The sequence below is a fragment of the Mesorhizobium sp. M0052 genome (assembly GCF_040323255.1).
Lineage (GTDB): Bacteria > Pseudomonadota > Alphaproteobacteria > Rhizobiales > Rhizobiaceae > Mesorhizobium.
This window is the reverse complement of sequence record NZ_JAMYUS010000034.1, coordinates 1-20,485: the sequence shown is the minus strand read 5'-3', so window position 1 is coordinate 20,485 and position 20,485 is coordinate 1. Positions and strand designations below refer to the sequence as shown.

Below are 20,485 nucleotides of genomic sequence, written 5' to 3'. Positions count from 1 at the left end.
TAAATCCTTCAAACCCAATCTGTCCACCCGCAGGGGCGCACACCAAGCCACAGTCAGGATTTGCGACAAGCGTTGGGGCATGAACAATTATCCCGTGGCATGGTGACGACTGGATTCTAGCGCTCGTGAACAAAGGGCGTCCATAGTTTGATTGCGGCGATAGCGACAAAGCCGAGACAGGATTCCTTGGTCTTGTCATAGCGAGTAGCGACACGCCGCCAGTTTTTGAGCTTGTTGAAGAGCCGTTCGATCTGATTGCGCCATTTTGTATTTCGCCTTGTCGTGGGCAGCGGGCTCGCGGCGATTGCTCTTTGCCGGGATGACAGCCTCGATGTCGGCGTCGGCGATCTCCTTGCGAATGGCATCCGCATCGTATCCCTTGTCGGCAAGGAAAGCCCCGATGCGGTCGGTGATCATCCGGAACAAAGGCGCAAAGCCTTGCGTGTCATGGGTCTGTCCAGGCGTCAGGACGAAGCCGAGCGGCCGGCCTTTCGCATCACAGCGCGCATGGAGCTTGGTGGTGAAGCCGCCACGCGATCGGCCAAGCGCCTCGATCGTCTGAGTCCCTTTTTTATGCCGACTGCACAATGGTGTGCCCGGATGACGGTGCTGTCGATCATGTCGACGCTTCGATCCCGCTCGACCAATTCGGCCAGCGTTTCAAGCATCGCTTCGAACACGCCGGTCTCAACCCATCGCTGATATCGCCGGAAGACGGAGTTCCACTTGCCATACTCGTCCGGCAGATGTCGCCATTGTGCGCCCGTGCGCGCCATCCACATCATGCCTTCGAAGTAACATCGATTGTCTTGAGCCGGACGGCAGCCGCGCCCTCGTTCAGCAGGAAGAAACGGGCCGATCAGCGCCCATTCCTCATCCGTCAGACCAATCCGTTCGCCCAAGGCTACCTCCAAATGGAAGCCTTGAATCAAAACAGGATTCCTCAGTCAACCTTTGTCCACGAACGCTAATCACCGAATTGTCCCATGAAGGTACGAAGTTAAATGCGGTCGCACAAATGCAATATAGCTTAACAAAAGCTTTATGGAATTAACCTTGATCGAAACAAGGGCATCGTACATTATGGCCGGAGTGAGACGTTAGATTTGAGTTAAACTCACCTGCAGCGCTGGGGTAGTGCCGCAAAAGCTGCCAACGCTTTCCGAAGCTCGAAGATCAACGCATTTCTATCGGCAGCAGGCAGCAGGAAATGATCGCCAAGCGTCCGGAAGCGATCGGACAGATAGATGCAGGCCAAGCCGCGACTGAGAACGACGCCGTCAAAAAAAGAGTGTTGGCGATAGTTCCAGCATCAGTCTTTGTTAGTATGAGGTTACCGGAAATGAAACAGGTTCTTCCTGAGGTCAAAACTTTTCTAAAGGTCGTAAAGAGTGCGCTCGAGCCATCTTATCGGATATTTTGCTTCCCGCATGGGGGTGGGAGCGTCCAGTCATTCCGTAACTGGCCGGACTATCTCCCCGACGACGTTGAGCTAATTTGCTTGGATCTTCCCGGGCGCGGCAAACGATCAGCGGAGCCCGCCATTCGCAGCATGGACGTACTGGTACCCATGGTCATTGAGGCGCTCCAGGCATACAGCGATAGGCCTTTTGTTTTCTTCGGTCATAGCGCAGGTGCTCTCGTGGCGTACGAGATTGCCCGCTCCCTGGAGGAGGCCGGTCGGCCATCTCCCTTTCATGTTGTCGTGTCTGCTCACCCGTCTGCGGATTTGCCCCCAGAACAACCGCCGATGTATAGATACGCAGATGATGAGTTGACCGATCTGGTCCGGACCCAGGGCATGGTCCCCACGGAGGCGCTGGCAAACAAGAAACTGCTACTGGAATTCATATTGCCGCCCTTGCGGGCCGATCTCGAACTTGTGGAGACTTACGACCGAAACCTGCCAACGCCTCTCAAGGCGGCAATCACCGCTATGGGGGGAGTTCAAGACGAAACGATCAATGCCAATGACCTAGAGGAATGGCGCCGGCTTACAACGTCGCGATACGCCCGGATTATGTTTGATAGCGATCACTTTTACACCCATTCCATGACAGAGGAGGTGGTGTATAGCCTCCTGCGCGAAGTTGGCGAGGTGGAGGGACAACTTCCAGCTTCCATCCAACACGGCGAGGTCTGCCCTTATACTGATCTAACGCTGCATGAGCAATTCCGCAAACAAGCGACCCTCACCCCCGACAGTCCTGCCATCGTATCAGAGGCTGCGACCATCACATTTCGTGAACTCGACGACCTTAGCGAGATTCTATCCAGGCACCTGCTCGGATATAGTCAGAGCCGAGGTTCTCGCGTGGGTATCCTGATGGATACTTCACCTGAATACGCTGTCGCCTTGTTCGGCATTCTTAAGACAGGGGCTGCCTGCGTCGTGCTTGACAAAGCGCAGCCCATGGTTGCGCTACGACGGATACTTGAGAAGGCAAGTGTTGAAATCGTTGTCACCAACAACCGTTTCGCACCTAAGCTTCCGCCTGACTGGTCTGGTATTGCGCTGTCGCTCGACGAGGGCTGGGAAACAAAACTCGGCAAGGCCAGTCCGGCCAATCCCCAAGCGGTGGATCTCGATGCGCCGGCCCTGATTGGATTTTCGTCTGGCACGACAGGCGAACCAAAAGGGGCCGTCTGTCCTCACCGAAGCGCTGTATCCGCTTACCAGTGGCGCTATTGCGCGCTGCCATATGCGCCTGATGAGCACGAGGCGGTCAATCTCTTCTTGGTCGGGGAGATAATGCGCCCAATCCTCGCCGGGATTCCGGCCTATCTGATCCCTGACGACGTCATCTACGATCCGCACCAGCTAGTCGACTACCTGGAGCGAAATCGAATTTCGAGAATATTGCTAACCCCTTCACTGTTGGATGTGCTTCTCAGCAGCGGCTTGCTCGACGTCCCCTCCCGCCTTCCGGATCTCCGATTCATTTACCTATCAGGCGAGGTACTAACAGCAGCGTTGCTTGCGGGTGTGAGGGATGCGCTGCCGCACGTCAGAATCATCAATCACTACGGCGCAACGGAGGCACATGATGTCACACATATTGACTTGAGCGAAATCGATCCTGCGAAAATACAAAAGGTCGCGCCGGTCGGTCCGCCTCAGTACAATGTCAGTGTCTATATCCTCGGGGAGCAACGCGATCCCGTCCCACTGGGCTTCTTGGGCGAGATCTTCGTCGGCGGCGATGTCTTGGCTCATGGATATCTCGACAGCCCGGAGATGACACGAGAAAGGTTCTTTCCCGACCCGTTCCGAGCTGGTGGCACGATGTTCCGCACTGGCGATCTCGGTCGCATGCTGCCAGGTGGCCACTTGGAAATTGTCGGGCGCTGCGCTTTCATGGTGAAGATCCGAGGTTACAGCATCGTCCCCGGGTCTGTAGAAGCGGCTTTGCTTCGGCACTCCGAGGTCTGCTCCGCCGCCGTCTTGCCTGAGCTCGATCCCACGACAGGCCAGCCGGACCGACTAGTCGCCTATGTAGTCTTGCGCAATGTGGCAAAGGGCTGGGAGGCTGCATTGCGCGCGCATTTGAAGTCTGAGGTGCCGCACTACGCTATGCCGTCGGACTTTGTCGCGGTGAAGGAATTGCCCATAGCAGCCAACGGCAAGCTTGATCGGTCGCGCCTTCGGGACCTCGCGAAAGAGACGCACACTCCCGTAACAGACAGCGATTCAGTGGCTGATGCCGACGAAGTCGAACCGGCGCTTCGCGCAGCTTGGCGCGACCTTCTCCAGGCTGAGGCTGCCGATCCGGGCGACAACTTTTTCGACTGCGGCGGACACTCCCTCCTGGCTGCGCGTCTCTGTACGCAGCTTCGCAAAAGTCTGAAGGTGGAGCTCCGCGTAGTGGAGGTCTTCCTCAATCCGAGTTTTGAAGAACTCGCGGCTCTTCTCCGCAAACGCATCGGCGAGCAGGGACGTCCCCAAAGCGGCAAGCTCCCCAAAACACCGCCAGTCTTGCCGGGTAGGCCGCATGTGAAGGCGTTGGACCGACGGCGCAGCCCCGGGATGGACATTGCGGTGATTGGTATGGTCGCGCGTTTTCCTGGCGCGGAGACGGTGGACGCGCTGTGGGAGAACCTCTGCCATGGGGTGTGCTCGATCACCTCGCTCTCCGAGCAGGAACTCAAGGCCCGGGGTATTCCGGAGGCTGTCCTGAAGCGCCCCGATTATGTGCGTGTGGGCGCCCATCTCAACGATGTGGACCTTTTCGATCCGGATTTCTGGAACCTTTCGAGGCGTGAGGCAACGCTAATGGACCCGCAGCATCGCCTGTTTCTCGAATGCTGCTGGAAGGCACTCGAGTCGGCCGGATATGCGCCAACCCAGCATGAAGGCCGGACCGGAGTGTTCGCAGGTTCTTCTCTCCCGCTCTATCTACTGCACCACTTGAAGGGCGGCGGCCTCATCGATCCCACCAACGCGCCACTCGCGTTCCTGACGGAGCTCGGCAACCAGCCGGACTACCTTGCCTCGCGCGTGTCCTACATGCTGAACCTCAAGGGCCCAAGCATTGCGGTGCAAACCTCATGCTCAACTGGGCTGGTGGCGATCGCGGTTGCCGCTCAGTCGCTCGCGGCCGGCTATTGCGACATGGCGTTGGCAGGGGGCTCGAGTATCGGCTTCCCTCAAGCGGGGTATCAGTTTGTCACGGACTACATTAATTCTTCGGACGGTGTATGCCGAGCCTTTGATGCCGATGCCAGTGGCACGGTGCTCGGAGACGGGGTAGGGGTTGTCGTTCTCAAGCGCCTTGAAGACGCACTTGAGGCGCACGACCCAATCTGCGCTGTGGTAAAAGGATGTGCCATTAACAACGATGGCCGCGCCAAATCATCCTTCTCGGCGCCTGGCGCGCGAGGCCAGACCGAAGTTGTGCGCCAGGCACTTGCCTCCGCGGCACTTGGCCCTGAAGATGTCGAATACATCGAAACTCATGGGACCGGCACCAAGCTTGGCGACCCGATCGAGGTCCGCGCTCTGGCAGAGGTCTTCGCGGCGGCGAAAACGGGCAACGCCTGTGCGCTTGGGTCAATTAAACCGAATATCGGCCATGCAAACATCGCCTCAGGGGCGGCGAGCTTTATCAAGACAGTTCTCACCCTTCAGCACGGAGTAATCCCCGCGACAATCAATATCAACCGGCTGAACGAAGATCTCGGTCTGGAAGACACGCCCTTCTTTATTAATGAGAAGCTTAGACCTTGGCCCCGCCCGCCGGGACGGCCGCGCACTGCCGGAGTCACGGGACTCGGTATGGGCGGAACCAATTGCCATGTCGTTCTGCAGGAATGGACTGGCGAGAATGCAAGGGATTGGCCCGGATCGATCGAGCGAGGATCCTACGCCCTTTGCCTATCTGCAAAGACGCCGTCGGCCTTAAGCCGCGCCTGCCGGAACATGGCCGCGTTTCTGCGGCGCAACAGGCATATCAATCTCGGTGACGTCGCTCACACGCTACGGGTGGCGCGATGCCATTTCGATCATCGGACGGTTGTTGTGGCGCGCAACTTGGATATGGCCATCAAGAGATTAGAAGAAGAGCCTGATCGCGCGGCTGATCGAATTCTCTTCTCGCCGTCGATTGCGTTCATGCTGCCGGGCGGCGGAGCGCAGCACGTGCGGATGTTCAAGGACCTATTTGATCACGTGCCAGATTTTCGCGTGGCGTTCCTAACTTGTGCCGCCACTAGTCGCCAGATCCTCAATCGTGATCTGGAGTCACTCGTGTTCGGCGAAAACGATGGATACGCGGCTGCTTCCTTTGAAGAAATAAACGTCATGATCTTCTCCGTGCAGTATGCCATGGCACGTCTGCTACAAGCGTGTGGCGTGCGTCCCAACTATCTTGTTGGACACAGCATGAGCGAATACGTCGTGGCCACCTTAGCGGGCATTCTGAAACTGGAAGATGCTATCGGGCTAATGGTCGTTCGTAGTCGCGCGATGGCGAATTTGGGTGTCGACGGTGCTATGCTTGCGGCCAAATGCAGCGCGGACGAGGCTGAGCACATTCTTAAAACGGACGCTTGGCGCGATCGAGCTGAAGCTGGCGAGATCAGCGTCGGCGTCGTGAACTCAAAGACGAGTGTTGTGTTCACCGGTAAACGGGAACTGCTTGAAAGGCTTCAGCAGGAGTTCGAACAAGCAGAGGTTCCCAACCATAACCTTAACACAGGTGGCATCGCCAGCCACTCTCCGCTGATGAAACCGGCTGCTGATATCATCGATGCGCAAGTCCGCACTCTTGAGAAGCAAGTTCCGGATTTAGCCATCGCTCTGAATTCAGGAGGATATCTGCACCGGGCGAAAGTGCCTTTGGCAGAGACCTACTGGAGCAGGCAAGCAATCGGGCCGATCCGATTCGATCGCTCTCTCGCAGCCACCATAGCGGCCGGTGCCACTGCGCTTATCGAGCTTGGGCCATCATGCAGTCTGGGACGTTTCGCACGTGAACTGATCAGTCCAGAAGATCATAAGACCAGAATTCCAGCGATTATACCAGCCGCGCGCGACAGGAACGACGAGGAGTTCACCGACCGCCACGTCCTTCTGGAATGCCTCGGGAACCTCTGGGTCTTGGGTGTTGCGGTGGATTGGAAGCGAGCCAGTGATCAATTGGAGCCGTTTGGTATTCGCCGACGTATTCCCCTTCCGACGTACTCGTTTGACGGTCACCGTTGCTGGCCGGAAGGTGAACCTGCGGGCTTGATGGTTCTGCCGCAGATCGGAGAGCGAAAAAAGCGCAGCAGATCTTCGTCCGAAGAAGCCCTGGAACATAAGGAGAGCGGGCTAAGCGACAGTGATCTCAGAAATGTCTTCCTCGGTGTAATCAAGTCTCTCCTGAAGGTTACGGAAGTAGGATTTGACGATAACTTCTTCGATTTGGGCGGGGACAGTCTTCTCGCCACTGCACTTCAACTTCGTTTGAGGAATAGCGGTCACTGGAGGCAGGCCCGATTGGACGAGATAATTGAGGCGGCGACATTCGGCGACCTGTATGACCGAATTTCCAGAAATAACGGTCACCAGTCGAAATGACCGCGAAGAGCTGGAGTAGGCTATGTCACGATCCCGAGTTGGCCCTTGTGTATTATTCGGACGCAGATTCATGGTAGGCGTGCAACGGTCAGGGGCGAGCGGTCAGTTGGAGTGGCATCAGCCCGTCGGCATCGAGTTCAACGCCGTCTGACCAAATGTAATCGCCGGTGAGATTGACGCGATCCTAGCGGCGTTCGTGTGCCGTAGTGAAGAGTCAGCAAAAATTTCAGAATTACTCGACATTGTGTACAGTTATTTCTGCTAATACAATTCAGTTACCATTTGAAGGAACGAGACTTGATGATGCGCCCCGATCCGACAAACGTTAGACATGTCGCTTGCATAGGAGCTGGTACCATCGGAGGCGGAATGGTAGCCCAGTTTCTAGCAAGTGGATATGACGTAATAGCACAGGGTCCGGGAAAGGACGCCGCTGACTCTCTCGAACGTCTGCTAGACCAAGCGTGGCCAGTGTTGGAAAGGATTGGTCTTAAGCCTGGTGCTTCACGGGACCGGCTACGCTTCACCAAAGACATTGAGGAGGCTGTCTCAGACGCCGAATTTGTACAAGAGAGCGTGCCAGAGAATATCGATCTGAAGATTAGCGTATATGAAAAACTCGATCAGCTTGTGCCACCTAGCATAATCATCGGTTCAAGCACTTCGTCATTTCCAATGACAGAAATTCAGAAGCGCTGCCAATATCCAGGACGCACTGTTGTGGCTCATCCTGTTAATCCGCCTTACCTGATTCCTTTGATAGAGATTGTAGGAGGTGAAAAAACAGACCCTTCTGTGCTGGATTGGGCAGCCGAGTTCTTTGACGCGGTTGGCAAACGGGTTCTCCGCATGGAAAAGGAAATCTATGGCTTCATGATCAACAGACTTCAGATTGCGCTATTTCGCGAGGCTTTACATATGATATCGGCAGGTGAAGCTACGGTTTCGCAGATCGATGATTGTTTGACTCATGCCTTGGGACTACGCTGGGCATGCATGGGACCCTTTGCAACGTTTCACCTGGCTGCAGGGGATAGAGGCCTAGGGGCCTCCATGGACGTTCACGGAGACGTCGAGTGGCGGGCGCCGCTTGTCACAGAACGCCCGCTTCCTGACTGGACGCCAGAACTGCGCGCGCTTATACTAGGCCAAGCTGAGGAGGTGATTGGGGGCAGAACTATTCCCCAGATGATCGAAGAGCGCAATGAGACGATCATAGGCCTGTTGAAGCTGCGGGAAACGAGCCGTATCAATGCCTCGAAGAATGTAGCGTAGTCTGGGGGCGTCCGTGTACGGATCGTTTAGCGATCTTGGTGTAGGCGAGCTGCAATCTAAATAGCCGGTTGCCGCAGCGATGCCTTTCAAGCACAATCCTTCCCGCCGCCATCGTGGCCCCTGTGCATTATTGGGGTACAGATTCACGGTAGGCGTTTCGCCGCTACCTGATCGGCAAGGTTCGACCCTCTCTGCCTTTCCGCGGCACAGCCTGAACCGGAAGTTCTGGACCCAAAGACGACTGACGTCTGCCGTGACGTGGACGGCAGCTTCGCGCCCAATGTCTCCCATCGAGATCAGTTTTGCCGTTGCTCAGAAGCAGACATCTCCGGCTAGACGCAGTGTCGTCCGCGAGAACGATCCGATCCCGATGGTGCCTCCGCGCCCCAAATACGGTCATGTCGGTCCCGAACTGATCCTCAAGGAAGGACAGGACTACGTTTTTCTGGATGCCTACGACGCCGACCGGCTGTCGATCGGCGATCTCTGGCGCAATTTGGGGGACGTCGAGCTCAAGGACCACAGCATGGAACTCTACCTGACCAACATGCAGGGGAAGATCCAGGGCGGCGCGCAGCAGGTAGCGTACAATGTGAATTGATACCTCGGCAAGTTCCGCCGAGCGCTATGCGAAATGACACAAACCGCGACCTACTGACAGGCTGGTGAACGAGCCGGAGTCGATCGGCCCGCTCAAGGGCAAAACCGGGCTGCTTGCCGGGCGCTCGGAGCGCGAGGAGCGGCGCGTCGCCGAGATCAACGTGCCGGCCTTGCGCCGCGACATCGAGCACCAACTGTCGCCGCGCCAGTCGGTGGGCGACAAGATCGCGGCCGAGGAGCAGGCGCTGCGCCGCCGTGCGTCAATCGACATTCCGGCACTCTCGCCCGAAGCCTATCGGGTGCTCGAACGGGTGCGCGACGCCATCGACCAACGCCCTGCCGGCAGCTCTCGGCTATGCGGTCAGCAACCGCGAGATCAAGGTGGAGATCGACGGCTTCAACAAGGCGGTGGCGGAGCGCTTTGGCGTACGCCTCCGGCGAAGACCGCCTTGCGCGAGCATGGCACGGTAGCGAGGCTGCGCTCATAAGGTCGTCCTTACGAGCGTAGTTAGCAGCACAGCATGAGCCATGTGACATTATTGACTGGGCCGGAGCGGCGGCGTCGTTGGAGTGAGGAGGATCAGTGCCGGATACTGGCCGCGGCATTCGCGCCCGGGGCCACGGTGGCGGCGGTTGCGCGTCAGTACGATGTCGCGACCAGCCTGATCTGGCGCCGCACGATGAGAGCCCGCGAGACGGGCTTTGCCGAAGTTGTCGTGGCTCCCGATGAGCCTGTCGCCGTTTCGGTGCCGGCGGCAGCCCCAGCGGTGATCGAGCTGGAGGTCGCCGGCAAGGTGCGGCTGCGGACTCCGCTGACCACGCCGCCGACGCTGGCGGCGGCGATGGTGAAGGCGCTGGGCGTTTCATGATCCCGGTTCCGAGCCAGGTGCGGATCTGGTTGGCAGTCGGCCGAACCGATATGCGTCGCGGAATGCAAGGCCTCGCTCTGCAGGTTCAGGAGACGTTGGGCCGGGATCCGCATGCCGGCGATCTTTATGTCTTCCGCGGCCGCAGCGGCAATCTGATCAAGATTATCTGGCATGATGGGCTCGGCATGTCGCTGTATGCAAAACGGCTCGAGAAGGGCCGGTTTCTATGGCCGTCGCCGGCGGACGGCACGGTTTCCATATCACCGGCGCAGCTCGCCTACATGCTCGACGGGATCGATTGGCGCAACCCGCGCCACACGTTCCGCCCGCAGCGCGCGGGCTGAGTTTTTCTTTGAGTTTGCGCCATTTTCCGCGAGTCAGCGGACGCGTTTTATGATTCACTCCAGGGCATGGTTGCCACCGCCCTGGATGCTGTTCCGGACGATATTGGCGCGCTGAGAGCAACGCTGACCGCGGCGCTGGCCAGAGCCGAAGACGAGGTCGCGCGCGCTGCGCTGGTCGAGGCCGAACTGGCGGTCGCCAGGGCCAAGGCATCGGATGATGCGGCGCTGATCGCACATCAGGATCTGACTATCCGGAAGCTGCAGCGGGCGCTGCATGGTCAGAGTTCTGAGCGCTCGGCCCGCCTGCACGACCAGATGGAGCTCACCTTCGAGGAACTCGAGAGCACGGCGACGGAAGACGAGATCGCCGCCGAACAGGCCGCGGCCCGGACCACCGAGGTGGCGCCTTACGTGCGCAAACGACCGGCGCGCCAGCCATTTCCCGAGCATCTGCCGCGCGAACGCGTGGTCGAGCCGGCGCCGACCGCTTGCCATTGCTGCGGCGGCCATCGGCTGCGCAGGCTGGGTGAGGATATCACCGAGACGCTGGAGGTGGTGCCGCGGCAATGGAAGGTGATCCGGCACGTGCGGGAGAAGTTCACCTGCCGAGACTGCGAGGCGATCAGCCAGGCTCCGGCGCCGTTCCATGCCACCCCGCGCGGCTGGGCCGGTCCCGGCCTGCTGGCGATGGTCCTGTTCGAGAAGTTCGGCCAGCATCAGCCGCTCAATCGCCAGGCTGAACGCTATGCCCGCGAAGGCGTGCCGCTCAGCCTGTCGACGCTCGCCGACCAGGTCGGCGCCGGCGCCGCGGTGCTGATGCCGCTGTTCAAACGGCTCGAAGCCCATGTGCTGTCCGCTTCACGTCTGCACGGCGACGATACGACGGTTCCGGTCCTGGCCAAGGGCAAGACCGCCACCGGCCGATTATGGACCTATGTGCGCGATGACCGACCGTTCGGCGGCGCCGATCCGCCGGCGGTCGTGTTCTACTATTCCCGCGATCGCCGAGGCGAACATCCCGCGGCGCATCTCGCCGGCTGGAGCGGCATTCTGCAGGCCGACGCCTATGGCGGTTATGCCGATCTCTATGCCGTCAGCCAGCGCCTATTCTGGAAGCCAGCTGTTGGGCTCACAGCCGGCGCAAAGTGTTCGAGGTGGCCGATATCGAAGCGGCGGCGCGCAAGAAGGCGCACGGCGAGAAGCCCAACCTGGTCTATCCGCTAGCGGTTGAAGCCGTGAAGCGCATCGATCCCTTGTTCGATATCGAGCGCGCGATCAACGGCCTGTCGCCAGGCCAACGCCACGCCGTGCGCCAAGCGCGGAGCGCGCCGCTGGTCACCGAGCTCGAGCGCTGGATGATCGAGACGCGCGACAAGCTCTCGCGCGGACACGATCTGACCAAGGCCTTCAACTACATGCTGCGCCGCTGGTCATCCTTCACCCGGTTCCTCGACGATGGGCGGATTTGCCTATCCAACAATGCAGCCGAGCGAGCCCTGCGCGGCATCGCTCTCGGCAGAAAGTCCTGGCTGTTCTGCGGTTCCGATCGCGGCGGACAGCGCGCTGCCGTTCTCTACAGCCTGATCGCCAGCGCCAAGATGAACGATATCGACCCGCAGGCCTGGCTCGCCGATATCCTGGCGCGCATCGCAGCCCACCCAGCACAGCGGATCGACGATTTGCTGCCGTGGAATTGGAGGTCCGCAAAACTGCGGACCCAACCAGCGGCGGCCTGATCATGCAGCGCAATAAGGTGCATCACGTCTACACCGTCGAACGTGTCGCCAGGAACCTCGGCGTCAGCGAAGCGCTCATCCAGGACCTGACCCTCGGTCTCGAGCCCGAGGACGGCTTCATCTGGGTCTACGGCGCCAACGATGACGACGCGATCTTGGCCTTCACCGATGAAGGCATCGAGGAAGTCAAACTCCTCCTCGAAGAATATCATCGCGTCTCCCCATCGAAAGCTTGACCCCAGCACAGCAGTGCTCAGGTGCTCATGGCCGCCGGATACGCACGTCTGCGGTCTTCACCGGACGGGTACGCTTTGGCGAACGCGGGCTTTAGGTCAACGAGGCGCGCGGGCCGTCCAGCAAGCTCTTCGAGCGGGCGGCAGAGGACATGGCGCCGGCCGACCGGCAGAAGCTTGCCGAGGCCTGGCCTGTGATGCGCGCCGCACAGCAGCTCGCCGCCCATGAACGGACGGTGGAGGCGTTGAAGCAGACCGAGGACCTGCGCCTGTCTCAGCGCCAGAGCCCGACGTTGAAGCAGTGAACCGGCGCGCCGCGATCCGGATTGTCGGCGCGATAGCAGGCGTTGCTGCCATCGCTGTGGCGGACTGGCTGGGCGGCTACCGCATCAACACCACGCCGAGCTATCCGCTCGGTCTGTGGCGCATCGAAGCGCTCGACCGCCCGGTTGCTCGGCGATCTTGTTTTCATCTGCCCGCCGCTGAAGCCGCTGTTCGAGCTAGCGTTCGAGCGGGGCTATATCCGCCGCCGGCCCTGCCCCGGCCGGCTCAGCCCGCTCATAAAAACGGTAGTGGCGACCGAAGGGCAATCCGTCGACATAGGCGAGCATGTATCGGTCGAAGGGCGTCCACTTGCCCATTCCAAAATTCATCGCGTCGACGCCGAGGGCAGGGCGCTTGTCCCCTGGCAAGGAGGGATCGTTCCGCCGGGATACGTCTTTCTCCATTCCGATTTTGCCGGTTCCTATGACTCGCGGTATTTCGGGCCAATCCCCGCCGCCGGGCTGCTCGCCGCGCCATCCCAGTCCTCACGTTCACGCCATGATAGACTCCGATCCTGCGCGCTGATCGGGCTCGCCGCAATGATAGGAGGCGTCGGCTGGAGCGGATATGTTCTCGCCCTTCCGGCAGTGTTTGCCTTTCCCGCCTTGTGGGCGCTCGCGCCGTCGCGCCTTGTCGCTGCTGCGGTCTCGGCGGCTTATTTCTTGGCGGCGTCGCTCAGCCTGCCGCAGGGCGTCGCCAACTTCTACGGCGCCGATCCGTTGCCCCGCATCGCGCTCTGGCTTGCCGCCTCAACCGCCTTCGTCACGGTCCATGCAGCGCTATGGACAGGGCAACCGGGAGGGGCGGTGCGCCATTCTGTGGCGGCCGCGCTGACGGGGCTGCCGCCCCTCGGCATCGTCGGCTGGGCGCATCCGCTCACCGCTGCCGGCGTGCTGTTTCCAGGATTGGGATGGTGGGGCGTAGCGGCCGCCGCCGCCGGTCTCATCGCCATGACGAGGAAAAGGTGGCCGGCTGCGGCCATAGCCTTGGGAGGCTTTTGGCTATGGTCCGCCGCAACGTGGACATCTCCGCCCCTTCCGGAAGGATGGGCGGGCGTCGACCTCAAACTGGGGCAAAGCCTCGGCCGCGACGTCTCGCTCGAGCGCCATCGCGAACTGCTCGCCGCGGTGAGACGGAAAGCGGGCGAGGGCGTCCATGTCGTCGTTCTTCCCGAAAGCGCGCTCGGCTTCTGGACGCCGACCGTGGAGCGACTATGGCGCGACGAGTTGCGTGGCAAATCCGTCACCATGATCGCCGGCGCGGCGATCGTCGACAATGACGGCTACGACAATGTCATCGTCGCGGTCTCGGGCGAGGGCGCGGCGGTCCTTTACCGCGAGCGCAAGCCCCGTTTCCATGTGGCAACCATGGCGCGGCTGGTTCGGAGGGGCCGGAGGGGCCAGGGCGGATTTCTTCGCCAACCCGGTCGTCGAGCTCGGCGGCAAAAAGATCGCTCCGCTGATCTGCTACGAGCAGCTCATCCTCTGGCCGGTGCTGCAATCGGCGCTGTATTCGCCGGACGTCATCGTTGCGAGCGGCAATGGCTGGTGGACGAAAGGGACGTCGATCGTCGCCATCCAGAAGGCCAGCGCCGAGGCTTGGGCAAGGCTCTTCGGCAATCCGCTCGTTGCGGCCTTCAATCGCTGAGCGGGGGACTTCCCAAATGATCGACGCAGCCCTGATCCAGAAATGCGCGGACCCCGCCTTGAAGCCGGCGATCGTCGAACGCTTCATCGCCGAGGCCGGTTCGTCCGATCCGCTGACGGTCACCGTCCGGTCGGGCGATCGCGTTGTGCTGGTTCCGAAGCCGACCTCGCCGGACGACGCCATGACCGTCATGCGGCAGTATGTCGGCAAGGCAGTGGTTCGCGTGGCATCACGCAGTACCCTGTGGGCTTCGGGATCTCGGACCCGTCCGAGCTGAAGCCTGACCTTGTCGGCGCCTGCGAAAACATCCGCATGAGCACGGCGCTGTTCGGCAAAGTCTATCGCATCGTCACGAAATGGTACGGCAACGCCGTTGACGCGGCGTTCGACGACGCGATCTATGCCCGGCGGACGGGCTATTTCGAGCGGAAGGCGGTCTTCTCCGAACCCGATCGGTCTCGGAGAGTTGGCGTCGAGCTTTCACGCCGTGAGCGTTATTGAACGAAACAAATCAGGGAGCCGACCATTTTGGTGTGATTGCTTCCATCCTAAGCGACAAAATTGAGCCATTCATAATGGCCGTGCCGGCGACAGGTTGGTGAACAACAATGCGTATAGCTCAGCAAGTTCTGGACCTCGATCATTCATTTGGGGCGGCCCAAGTCCTGAGTTGGGGAGTGACGAGATTTGTGATGAAGTGGACAAGGAGCCACTCTTGCCTTGTGATTGGAGCGGCATCTACCCTGGAAGCGCACGTGTAAGGAAACTCAGCGTGCCCGGGGCTGTCAAATCTCGTTGGAGACGGCGTTGTTCTCGATGGCTGAGTGCCATGCATTCCGACCTGTATGCGAGAACCAGTCAATCGTGTGTGCAATCGTCGAGGGCCGAGACGTCTCAATCGCTGCTCCCGTTAGTGCTCTTTTCCCTTAGGGAGTACACCTTGGCGATTCCGATCCGCCGTATCCCGTCTACAATTCGCCCGTCAGGAGCATCGCGAAGCGCCATGACGACTCTGGCGGGACAGGCCGAAATCGGGGCAGTCCACGAGCGTGAAAACGTTGCAGCCCGCAAAGCGGTGTCGCAGCGCGGCAACTGACGCAGGCGGGGATAGAACGAACTGGACGTCGAAGTCAGTACGTCTGTGTATGCAATATATAGTGAAATAGGAGCACTTGATGGCAGAGAAGGTTATCGTCACATGCGCAGTCACTGGGGGTGGCAGTGCAGTGCTCGCGAAGCACCCAAACGTTCCGAAGACCCCGTTGCAAATAGCGGAGGCGGCGCTTGAGGCCGCGAGGGCAGGTGCCTCAGTAGTTCACATTCACGTTCGCGATCCGGATACAGGCGTGGGATCCAACCGCTTTGACCTTTACGAGCGGGTTGTTAAGCAAATACGCGACTCCGAGGTTGATGTCATCATCAACCTGACATGCGGAATGGACGGAGAACTGGTGCTGGACTCTGTCGACCCGATCAAGGTCGGAGCAGCCACCACCCTTAAAAGTCCAACGATCCGCTGCCTACATGCCGTCAAACTTCAGCCAGAGCTGAGTACTCTGGACTGCGCCACGATGGCGTTCGATGAACATATCTACGTTGGGCGGATGTCCGATCTACGAGCGATGGCACAGCTTATGCGAGAGGCAGGGGTCAAGCCTGAGCTCGAATGCTTCGAGCTTGGCCACGTTGAAACAGCCAAAAGGTTGATTTCAGAGGGTTTAATCGAAGGTTCGGCTCTTTTCCAATTCTGCCTTGGCACCGGCTATGGAGCTCCGGCTACGCCTGCCGCTTTACATGCTATGCAGGAGCTGTTGCCTTCCGGTGCGATTTGGGGCGGCTTCGGTTGTGGAGCCAGCGAAATGCCCATGGTCGCACAGATTGCCTCATTGGGCGGCCATGTGAGAGTTGGTTTAGAAGACAACATTTATCTTCGACGGGGTGTACTGGCCTCTAACGCAGAACTCGTTGACAATGCAGTTCAAATTATAGAGCGGCTCGGTGCCAGTGTAGCGAGCCCTGCTGAAGCCCGGGCAATACTTGGCGTTGTAAAACGCGGATAAAACATACTGTACGTTATGGTCTGAGGCGTCTTCATATTAAGCGGTATAGTTGGCACCAATTTATACCGCCCAGGACAGACTGGTCTCTACGCCTGACGTCGACGATGAAGGCATCTGCATTCATTCGGCCAAGTCAGCGATAGGACTTTGCAATTCATCCTCATTTTTTGCAGTCGTCATTTCAACCGTCGCTTATTTTTGATGAAATTGGCTTCAGCGGAGGTGGTATCCATAGTGTATCGCTCTCGGCCTATGCGATCCTCAGCGAGAAAATTGCGTTGCTCCTACTCTGGCCGACGGGTGCTGGGGAGCGTGACTAAGAAGGAAGTTTGGAATGATCTCAGAAGCTACGCAGAAATTTTGGCGCGAGAACCTTGTTTGGGACATGCTTTACCCTCTGGATCCGCAGGATCAGTCTTACGGGTGCCCTGCAAAGTATTTGGATGATTATATCCAAGCTGGCGTCAGCTTCACGGCCATTGGCGTGACGGAAGATTCGATGAACATCGAGTCTTCGATGAAGGCCATTGCGTGGCAAAGGAAGTTGATCCACTCCCGGCCAAACGTGTTCATCCATGCCCTCACGGTGGAAGATGTGCTTCGCGCCAAAAAAGAGGGCAAGTTGGCTGTTGGGATGCAGACCCATGGCACTGCTTGGTTTGGTAAGGATCTAGGAGTTCTGGAGCCTTTTCGCGAGCTTGGCGTGCGAGTGGTTCAGCTCGCCTTCAATGCGTCGAACTATGTGGGTGGTGGTTGCTCAGACAGGGCAGACGGCGGCCTTACCACATTTGGAACGAAGGTGGTCAAAGAAATCGAACGACTGAAGATGATTGTCGATCTGGCGCACACCGGCTACCGGACGACGATGGACGTGTTCGAGATCGCGGCCCGGCCAGTCATGATTTCCCACGCCGGCATAATGGGCGTGCATGAGCACTACCGGAACATTCGCGACGATCAACTCCAGGCGTTAGCTAAGAATGGTGGTGTTATCGGCCTTTCAGGCAATAGCGCTTATATCGGTGATGGCCTTGGCGCAATGTCGGCAATCTTCAAGCATTTGGATCACGTTGTCCAGTTGATCGGGCCGGACCACGTAGGATTTGGTTTCGATTTCGTCTTTGAAACGGACAAACTCGACGAATGGGCTCGGAATATTGGAGCCGAATGGCCGGACTTCGATAATTCAACCTTCAAGGGTTTCCGCTTCCAGCGTCCGAAAGATGTGATCACCCTGGTTCAGTTGATGTTCGATCATGGATACCCAGAGGATGCGGTGAGGAAGGTGATGTCTAGTAACTTCCTCAGAGTCTGTAAGGAAGTGTGGTGATGACTGAAGTCGGCTTCATGTCGCAACCTCGAGCGACGGTTCTCTTCTGGGAGGCGCGCAGACCCATTCCTCCCCGATGAGCGTGCGATAGCAGATCCACCAAGGAAGTTGTCTGGGACTTCATCGCAGGCAACTCATTTGTATCCCATGCTGTCGCGCAAGATTTAGGTCCCTTTTGGGAAATTATTCATCTTACCTTTGGCGAATGACATGACTGAGAGAGTACCAACTTCAACGCTTGGGCAGGTGTTTGCTCAACTACGTACCGCATCTGCCACGGGAAACCCCGCTGACTGCATCGAGGTGATGTCAGGAAAAACTCAGCAGGTAGTCGGATTGAGGTCGGAGTCGATTTTTAGTGGCCATAATCTCGTAATCGACGAGCCCATTAGCTTTGGTGGAACGGGTACAGCGCCGAATCCGGCCGAAGTCTTATTGGCCGCAATTGGTGCCAGCATTGAGGTTACTGCTCGCGTCTACGCAGAATATATGGGGATCGATGTTACTTCGATCGGTGTAGATTTGTCGGCCAAGTTAAACTCGCAAGGTTTCTTCGGGACGAAAGAAGGAATCCGATCTGGATTCCACCATATATCCGCGAAGGTGAATATCGTGAGCAATGATAAGCCAGAAACAATCGCTGAGTTGCTCGAAATTGTTCAGCGATGCTGCCCAGTTCTCGATAACGTTAGAGCGCCGACTGAGGTCATGGTAACAATCGACCACAGGACGCCGGGCAGCGAGGCGTCCTAGCCAAGCTGTGTTTTGCTTGCGCGTTTCCAATACTTGGAGGCGTGGTTGACTGGATTTGAAATGGAATGCGAACCCAGGGATCTGTGATCTCTCGACTTGCTGGGAATGCCAGCTAGATTCACAAGGAGGAATAACCGATGACACGGCCCGATCCAAAAAACGTTAAACGCGTAGCTTGCATAGGCACGGGCACCATCGGCGGTGGGATGGTCGCTCAGTTTCTTGCAAGTGGATATGACGTCATAGCACAAGACCCAGGTAAGGACGCCGCCGGTTTCCTCGAACGCTTGCTAGATCAGGCTTGGCCAGTACTGGAGAAGATCGGCCTTCGACCTGGTGCTTCGCGGGAGCGCCTGCGTTTTGCCACAGACATTGAAGACGCTGTGTCGGATGCCGAATATGTGCAGGAGAGCGTGCCAGAAAATCTCGATCTAAAGATAGGTGTATACGAGAAGCTCGATCGTCTCGTGCCTGCCGATATCGTGATCGGTTCAAGTACCTCCGGATTCCCGATGACGGAGATCCAGAAGCGTTGCAAAAATCCAGGGCGTACCGTGGTCGCGCATCCAGTAAATCCACCGTATCTCATACCGTTGATTGAGATTGTCGGGGGAGAGAAAACTGATACGGCAGTTCTGGATTGGACAAGCACCTTCTTCGAAGCGGTTGGTAAACGTGTCCTCCGCATGGAAAAGGAAATCTACGGCTTTGCGATAAACAGACTTCAAATCGCGCTGTTTCGAGAAGCTTTGCATCTTGTCGCAGCTGGCCAGTGCACGGTTGCGCAGATTGATGATTGTCTGACTCATGGCTTGGGACTACGCTGGGCATTTATGGGGCCATTTGCAACCTTTCATCTTGCAGCTGGCGACAAGGGCCTCGGAGCCTCCATGGACGTCCACGGGGCCGTAGAGTGGCGGGCGCCATTCGTTACCGAGCATCCTCTGCCTGACTGGACGCCTGAGCTTCGCGATCTCATCGTAAGTCAAGCTGAAGAAGTGATTGGCGGCAGGACGATTCCCCAGATGATCGAAGAACGCAATGAGACGATTATTGGCCTGCTGAAGTTGCGGGAGGCAAGTCGCGCTAACGCCGCCAAGAGCGTCGCCTAGTCTGGCGGTACGAGGGCGGGCTGAGTGTGATCTTCAGCCCGCCCCGAGCGCTGCTTCTGGCCGCAAGCTGCATCCGATCGTGTCAACCGACGGGCAGGGGGGATCGCGGGGGTCAGAGTTACGCTGTGCGAGATCCGCGCTTATGACAGCGATCCCGTCCGCCGGCGCTGCACGCAAACTTAGGTGATGTTGGGTTTGCAGCCCACTGCATTGGTGGGCTGAGCCCATCGCCTTTTCTCGCTTCAAAGCCGGTACTGCACACGGTTCTCCGTTTCAAACCTGGTTATGAGCGGGAGAACCAGGAGGCCCCCGCTTAGAAAACCTCCGTCCATCATCAGGCACGGTGCGCCGCTGTATCGAAAGTGCGCGGAGAAATCCTAAGATGGTGCGGAACGTATGCTGTGAGGTGGGCGGTTGCGAAAAAGAGTAAATCTTCGACGCCTGAAGAACACAGAGACGGCCCTCTGAGGTCGACACCTCCCTAGCGGTCGACATGTTGCAAATCGCGCATGTGGTATGTGCCCTACGTTTCAGAGGTGCGTCGGATTTGATGAAAATCGCTCTCCACCGTGTCGTATCGTTCACAAAAATTAAATTCGAAACGAGCTCGTTCAAGAGTTCAAGGGAACAAGTGCTGAGTTCGTTCTTCCTACAGTCGTGATGGCAACTTGACGGTGTCAGATGGGATTCCATCCCGGCGAATTGTGGGGAAGCTGCAGACGAATGGAGGAGAAGACATGTCTACGACACGCCTTGCTACAGACAGGCATACAGGCGCATCGTCAGGGCAGCCTAGATGGTCTGCGGAAGCGGTACGCGCTGAAGCGCAACCAGATTCAGCTGAAACGGCGCAGGATGTGCTCGATACTCTAGTGGAGTTCGCGGGAGTCCAAAAGACCTACGACGGCGAGACGCTAGTCGTTAAGGATCTCAATCTGACAATCCCCCGTGGCGAGTTCCTGACCATGCTTGGACCGTCAGGCTCCGGCAAGACGACGACGCTCATGATGCTGGCAGGCTTCGAGGTGCCCACCCGGGGTCGGATCCTTTTGGAGGGGCACTCCATTAACAATAGGCCGCCGCACAAGCGCGACATAGGAATGGTATTCCAGAACTATGCGCTTTTCCCGCATATGACGGTA

At 58.3% G+C, this 20,485-nt stretch carries 14 protein-coding genes and 5 pseudogenes; 17 read left to right on the top strand and 2 right to left on the bottom strand.

Features of this window, described 5'->3' with window-relative positions; genetic code table 11:
• Nucleotides 1–195: 195 nt before the first annotated feature.
• Both NKJ77_RS30105 and NKJ77_RS30100 read right to left on the bottom strand, forming a co-directional pair.
• Complete coding sequence (locus NKJ77_RS30105; RefSeq protein WP_352536241.1) at nt 196–555, bottom strand: transposase; 360 nt, start codon at nt 553–555, stop codon at nt 196–198.
• Nucleotides 465–902: an IS5 family transposase gene (locus tag NKJ77_RS30100; RefSeq protein WP_352536219.1), complete on the bottom strand. Its 438-nt coding sequence runs from the start codon at nt 900–902 to the stop codon at nt 465–467. Before NKJ77_RS30100 ends, NKJ77_RS30105 begins: the two co-directional genes overlap by 91 nt.
• Nucleotides 903–1,210: 308 nt before the next feature.
• Between NKJ77_RS30100 and NKJ77_RS30095 the strand changes: the two genes are divergently transcribed.
• The 17 genes and pseudogenes from NKJ77_RS30095 to NKJ77_RS30015 all read left to right on the top strand — a co-directional run.
• Nucleotides 1,211–7,060 carry an alpha/beta fold hydrolase gene (locus tag NKJ77_RS30095; protein WP_352536218.1) on the top strand — a complete coding sequence of 1,950 codons (5,850 nt, stop codon included), beginning with the start codon at nt 1,211–1,213 and terminating at the stop codon, nt 7,058–7,060.
• Nucleotides 7,061–7,360: 300 nt separating this feature from the next.
• Nucleotides 7,361–8,335, top strand: coding sequence for a 3-hydroxyacyl-CoA dehydrogenase NAD-binding domain-containing protein (locus NKJ77_RS30090; RefSeq protein WP_352536217.1), 975 nt, complete (start codon nt 7,361–7,363; stop codon nt 8,333–8,335).
• Nucleotides 8,336–8,615: 280 nt separating this feature from the next.
• On the top strand, nt 8,616–8,936 hold the full coding sequence (locus tag NKJ77_RS30085) for a hypothetical protein (protein WP_352536216.1): 321 nt from the start codon (nt 8,616–8,618) through the stop codon (nt 8,934–8,936).
• Nucleotides 8,937–8,994: 58 nt separating this feature from the next.
• Nucleotides 8,995–9,367, top strand: a pseudogene (locus NKJ77_RS30080) (BID domain-containing protein); the annotation flags it as partial.
• A gap of 89 nt (nt 9,368–9,456) precedes the next feature.
• Nucleotides 9,457–9,804: a transposase gene (locus NKJ77_RS30075; protein WP_352536215.1), complete on the top strand. Its 348-nt coding sequence runs from the start codon at nt 9,457–9,459 to the stop codon at nt 9,802–9,804.
• Nucleotides 9,801–10,148, top strand: coding sequence for an IS66 family insertion sequence element accessory protein TnpB (tnpB, locus tag NKJ77_RS30070; RefSeq protein WP_006201720.1), 348 nt, complete (start codon nt 9,801–9,803; stop codon nt 10,146–10,148). Before NKJ77_RS30075 ends, tnpB begins: the two co-directional genes overlap by 4 nt.
• A gap of 66 nt (nt 10,149–10,214) precedes the next feature.
• Nucleotides 10,215–11,884, top strand: a pseudogene (gene tnpC / locus NKJ77_RS30065) (IS66 family transposase).
• A 2-nt stretch (nt 11,885–11,886) separates the two neighbouring features.
• A complete protein-coding gene (locus tag NKJ77_RS30060) occupies nt 11,887–12,120 on the top strand; it encodes a hypothetical protein (RefSeq protein WP_352536214.1) in 234 nt (77 codons plus the stop codon).
• A gap of 149 nt (nt 12,121–12,269) precedes the next feature.
• Nucleotides 12,270–12,422, top strand: a complete 153-nt coding sequence (locus tag NKJ77_RS30055) for a hypothetical protein (protein WP_352536213.1) — start codon at nt 12,270–12,272, stop codon at nt 12,420–12,422.
• 42 nt (nt 12,423–12,464) lie between these two features.
• Nucleotides 12,465–12,848, top strand: a pseudogene (locus tag NKJ77_RS30050) (S26 family signal peptidase); the annotation flags it as partial.
• A 132-nt stretch (nt 12,849–12,980) separates the two neighbouring features.
• Nucleotides 12,981–14,088, top strand: a pseudogene (locus NKJ77_RS30045) (conjugal transfer protein TraB).
• A 16-nt stretch (nt 14,089–14,104) separates the two neighbouring features.
• A pseudogene (locus tag NKJ77_RS30040) lies at nt 14,105–14,541 on the top strand (lysozyme family protein); the annotation flags it as partial.
• 722 nt (nt 14,542–15,263) lie between these two features.
• Nucleotides 15,264–16,148 carry a beta-keto acid cleavage family enzyme gene (locus NKJ77_RS30035; protein ID WP_352536212.1) on the top strand — a complete coding sequence of 295 codons (885 nt, stop codon included), beginning with the start codon at nt 15,264–15,266 and terminating at the stop codon, nt 16,146–16,148.
• A gap of 334 nt (nt 16,149–16,482) precedes the next feature.
• Complete coding sequence (locus tag NKJ77_RS30030) at nt 16,483–17,478, top strand: dipeptidase (RefSeq protein ID WP_352536211.1); 996 nt, start codon at nt 16,483–16,485, stop codon at nt 17,476–17,478.
• 210 nt (nt 17,479–17,688) lie between these two features.
• Entirely contained in the window at nt 17,689–18,231 is a 543-nt protein-coding gene (locus NKJ77_RS30025) for an OsmC family protein (protein WP_352536210.1), read from the top strand.
• Between the two features lie 137 nt (nt 18,232–18,368).
• A complete protein-coding gene (locus NKJ77_RS30020; RefSeq protein WP_352536209.1) occupies nt 18,369–19,343 on the top strand; it encodes a 3-hydroxyacyl-CoA dehydrogenase NAD-binding domain-containing protein in 975 nt (324 codons plus the stop codon).
• Between the two features lie 737 nt (nt 19,344–20,080).
• A partial coding sequence (locus tag NKJ77_RS30015; RefSeq protein WP_352536208.1) for an ATP-binding cassette domain-containing protein occupies nt 20,081–20,485 on the top strand: 405 nt, incomplete at its 3' end.

Excerpts from the sequence above, each read along its gene's own strand:
- NKJ77_RS30095 (WP_352536218.1), top strand. The coding sequence starts at position 1,211 with ATGATCGCCAAGCGTCCGGAAGCGATCGGACAGATAGATGCAGGCCAA.
- NKJ77_RS30090 (WP_352536217.1), top strand. The coding sequence starts at position 7,361 with ATGATGCGCCCCGATCCGACAAACGTTAGACATGTCGCTTGCATAGGA.
- NKJ77_RS30085 (WP_352536216.1), top strand. The coding sequence starts at position 8,616 with ATGTCTCCCATCGAGATCAGTTTTGCCGTTGCTCAGAAGCAGACATCT.
- NKJ77_RS30075 (WP_352536215.1), top strand. The coding sequence starts at position 9,457 with ATGAGCCATGTGACATTATTGACTGGGCCGGAGCGGCGGCGTCGTTGG.
- tnpB (WP_006201720.1), top strand. The coding sequence starts at position 9,801 with ATGATCCCGGTTCCGAGCCAGGTGCGGATCTGGTTGGCAGTCGGCCGA.
- NKJ77_RS30060 (WP_352536214.1), top strand. The coding sequence starts at position 11,887 with ATGCAGCGCAATAAGGTGCATCACGTCTACACCGTCGAACGTGTCGCC.
- NKJ77_RS30055 (WP_352536213.1), top strand. The coding sequence starts at position 12,270 with ATGGCGCCGGCCGACCGGCAGAAGCTTGCCGAGGCCTGGCCTGTGATG.
- NKJ77_RS30035 (WP_352536212.1), top strand. The coding sequence starts at position 15,264 with ATGGCAGAGAAGGTTATCGTCACATGCGCAGTCACTGGGGGTGGCAGT.
- NKJ77_RS30030 (WP_352536211.1), top strand. The coding sequence starts at position 16,483 with ATGATCTCAGAAGCTACGCAGAAATTTTGGCGCGAGAACCTTGTTTGG.
- NKJ77_RS30025 (WP_352536210.1), top strand. The coding sequence starts at position 17,689 with ATGACTGAGAGAGTACCAACTTCAACGCTTGGGCAGGTGTTTGCTCAA.
- NKJ77_RS30020 (WP_352536209.1), top strand. The coding sequence starts at position 18,369 with ATGACACGGCCCGATCCAAAAAACGTTAAACGCGTAGCTTGCATAGGC.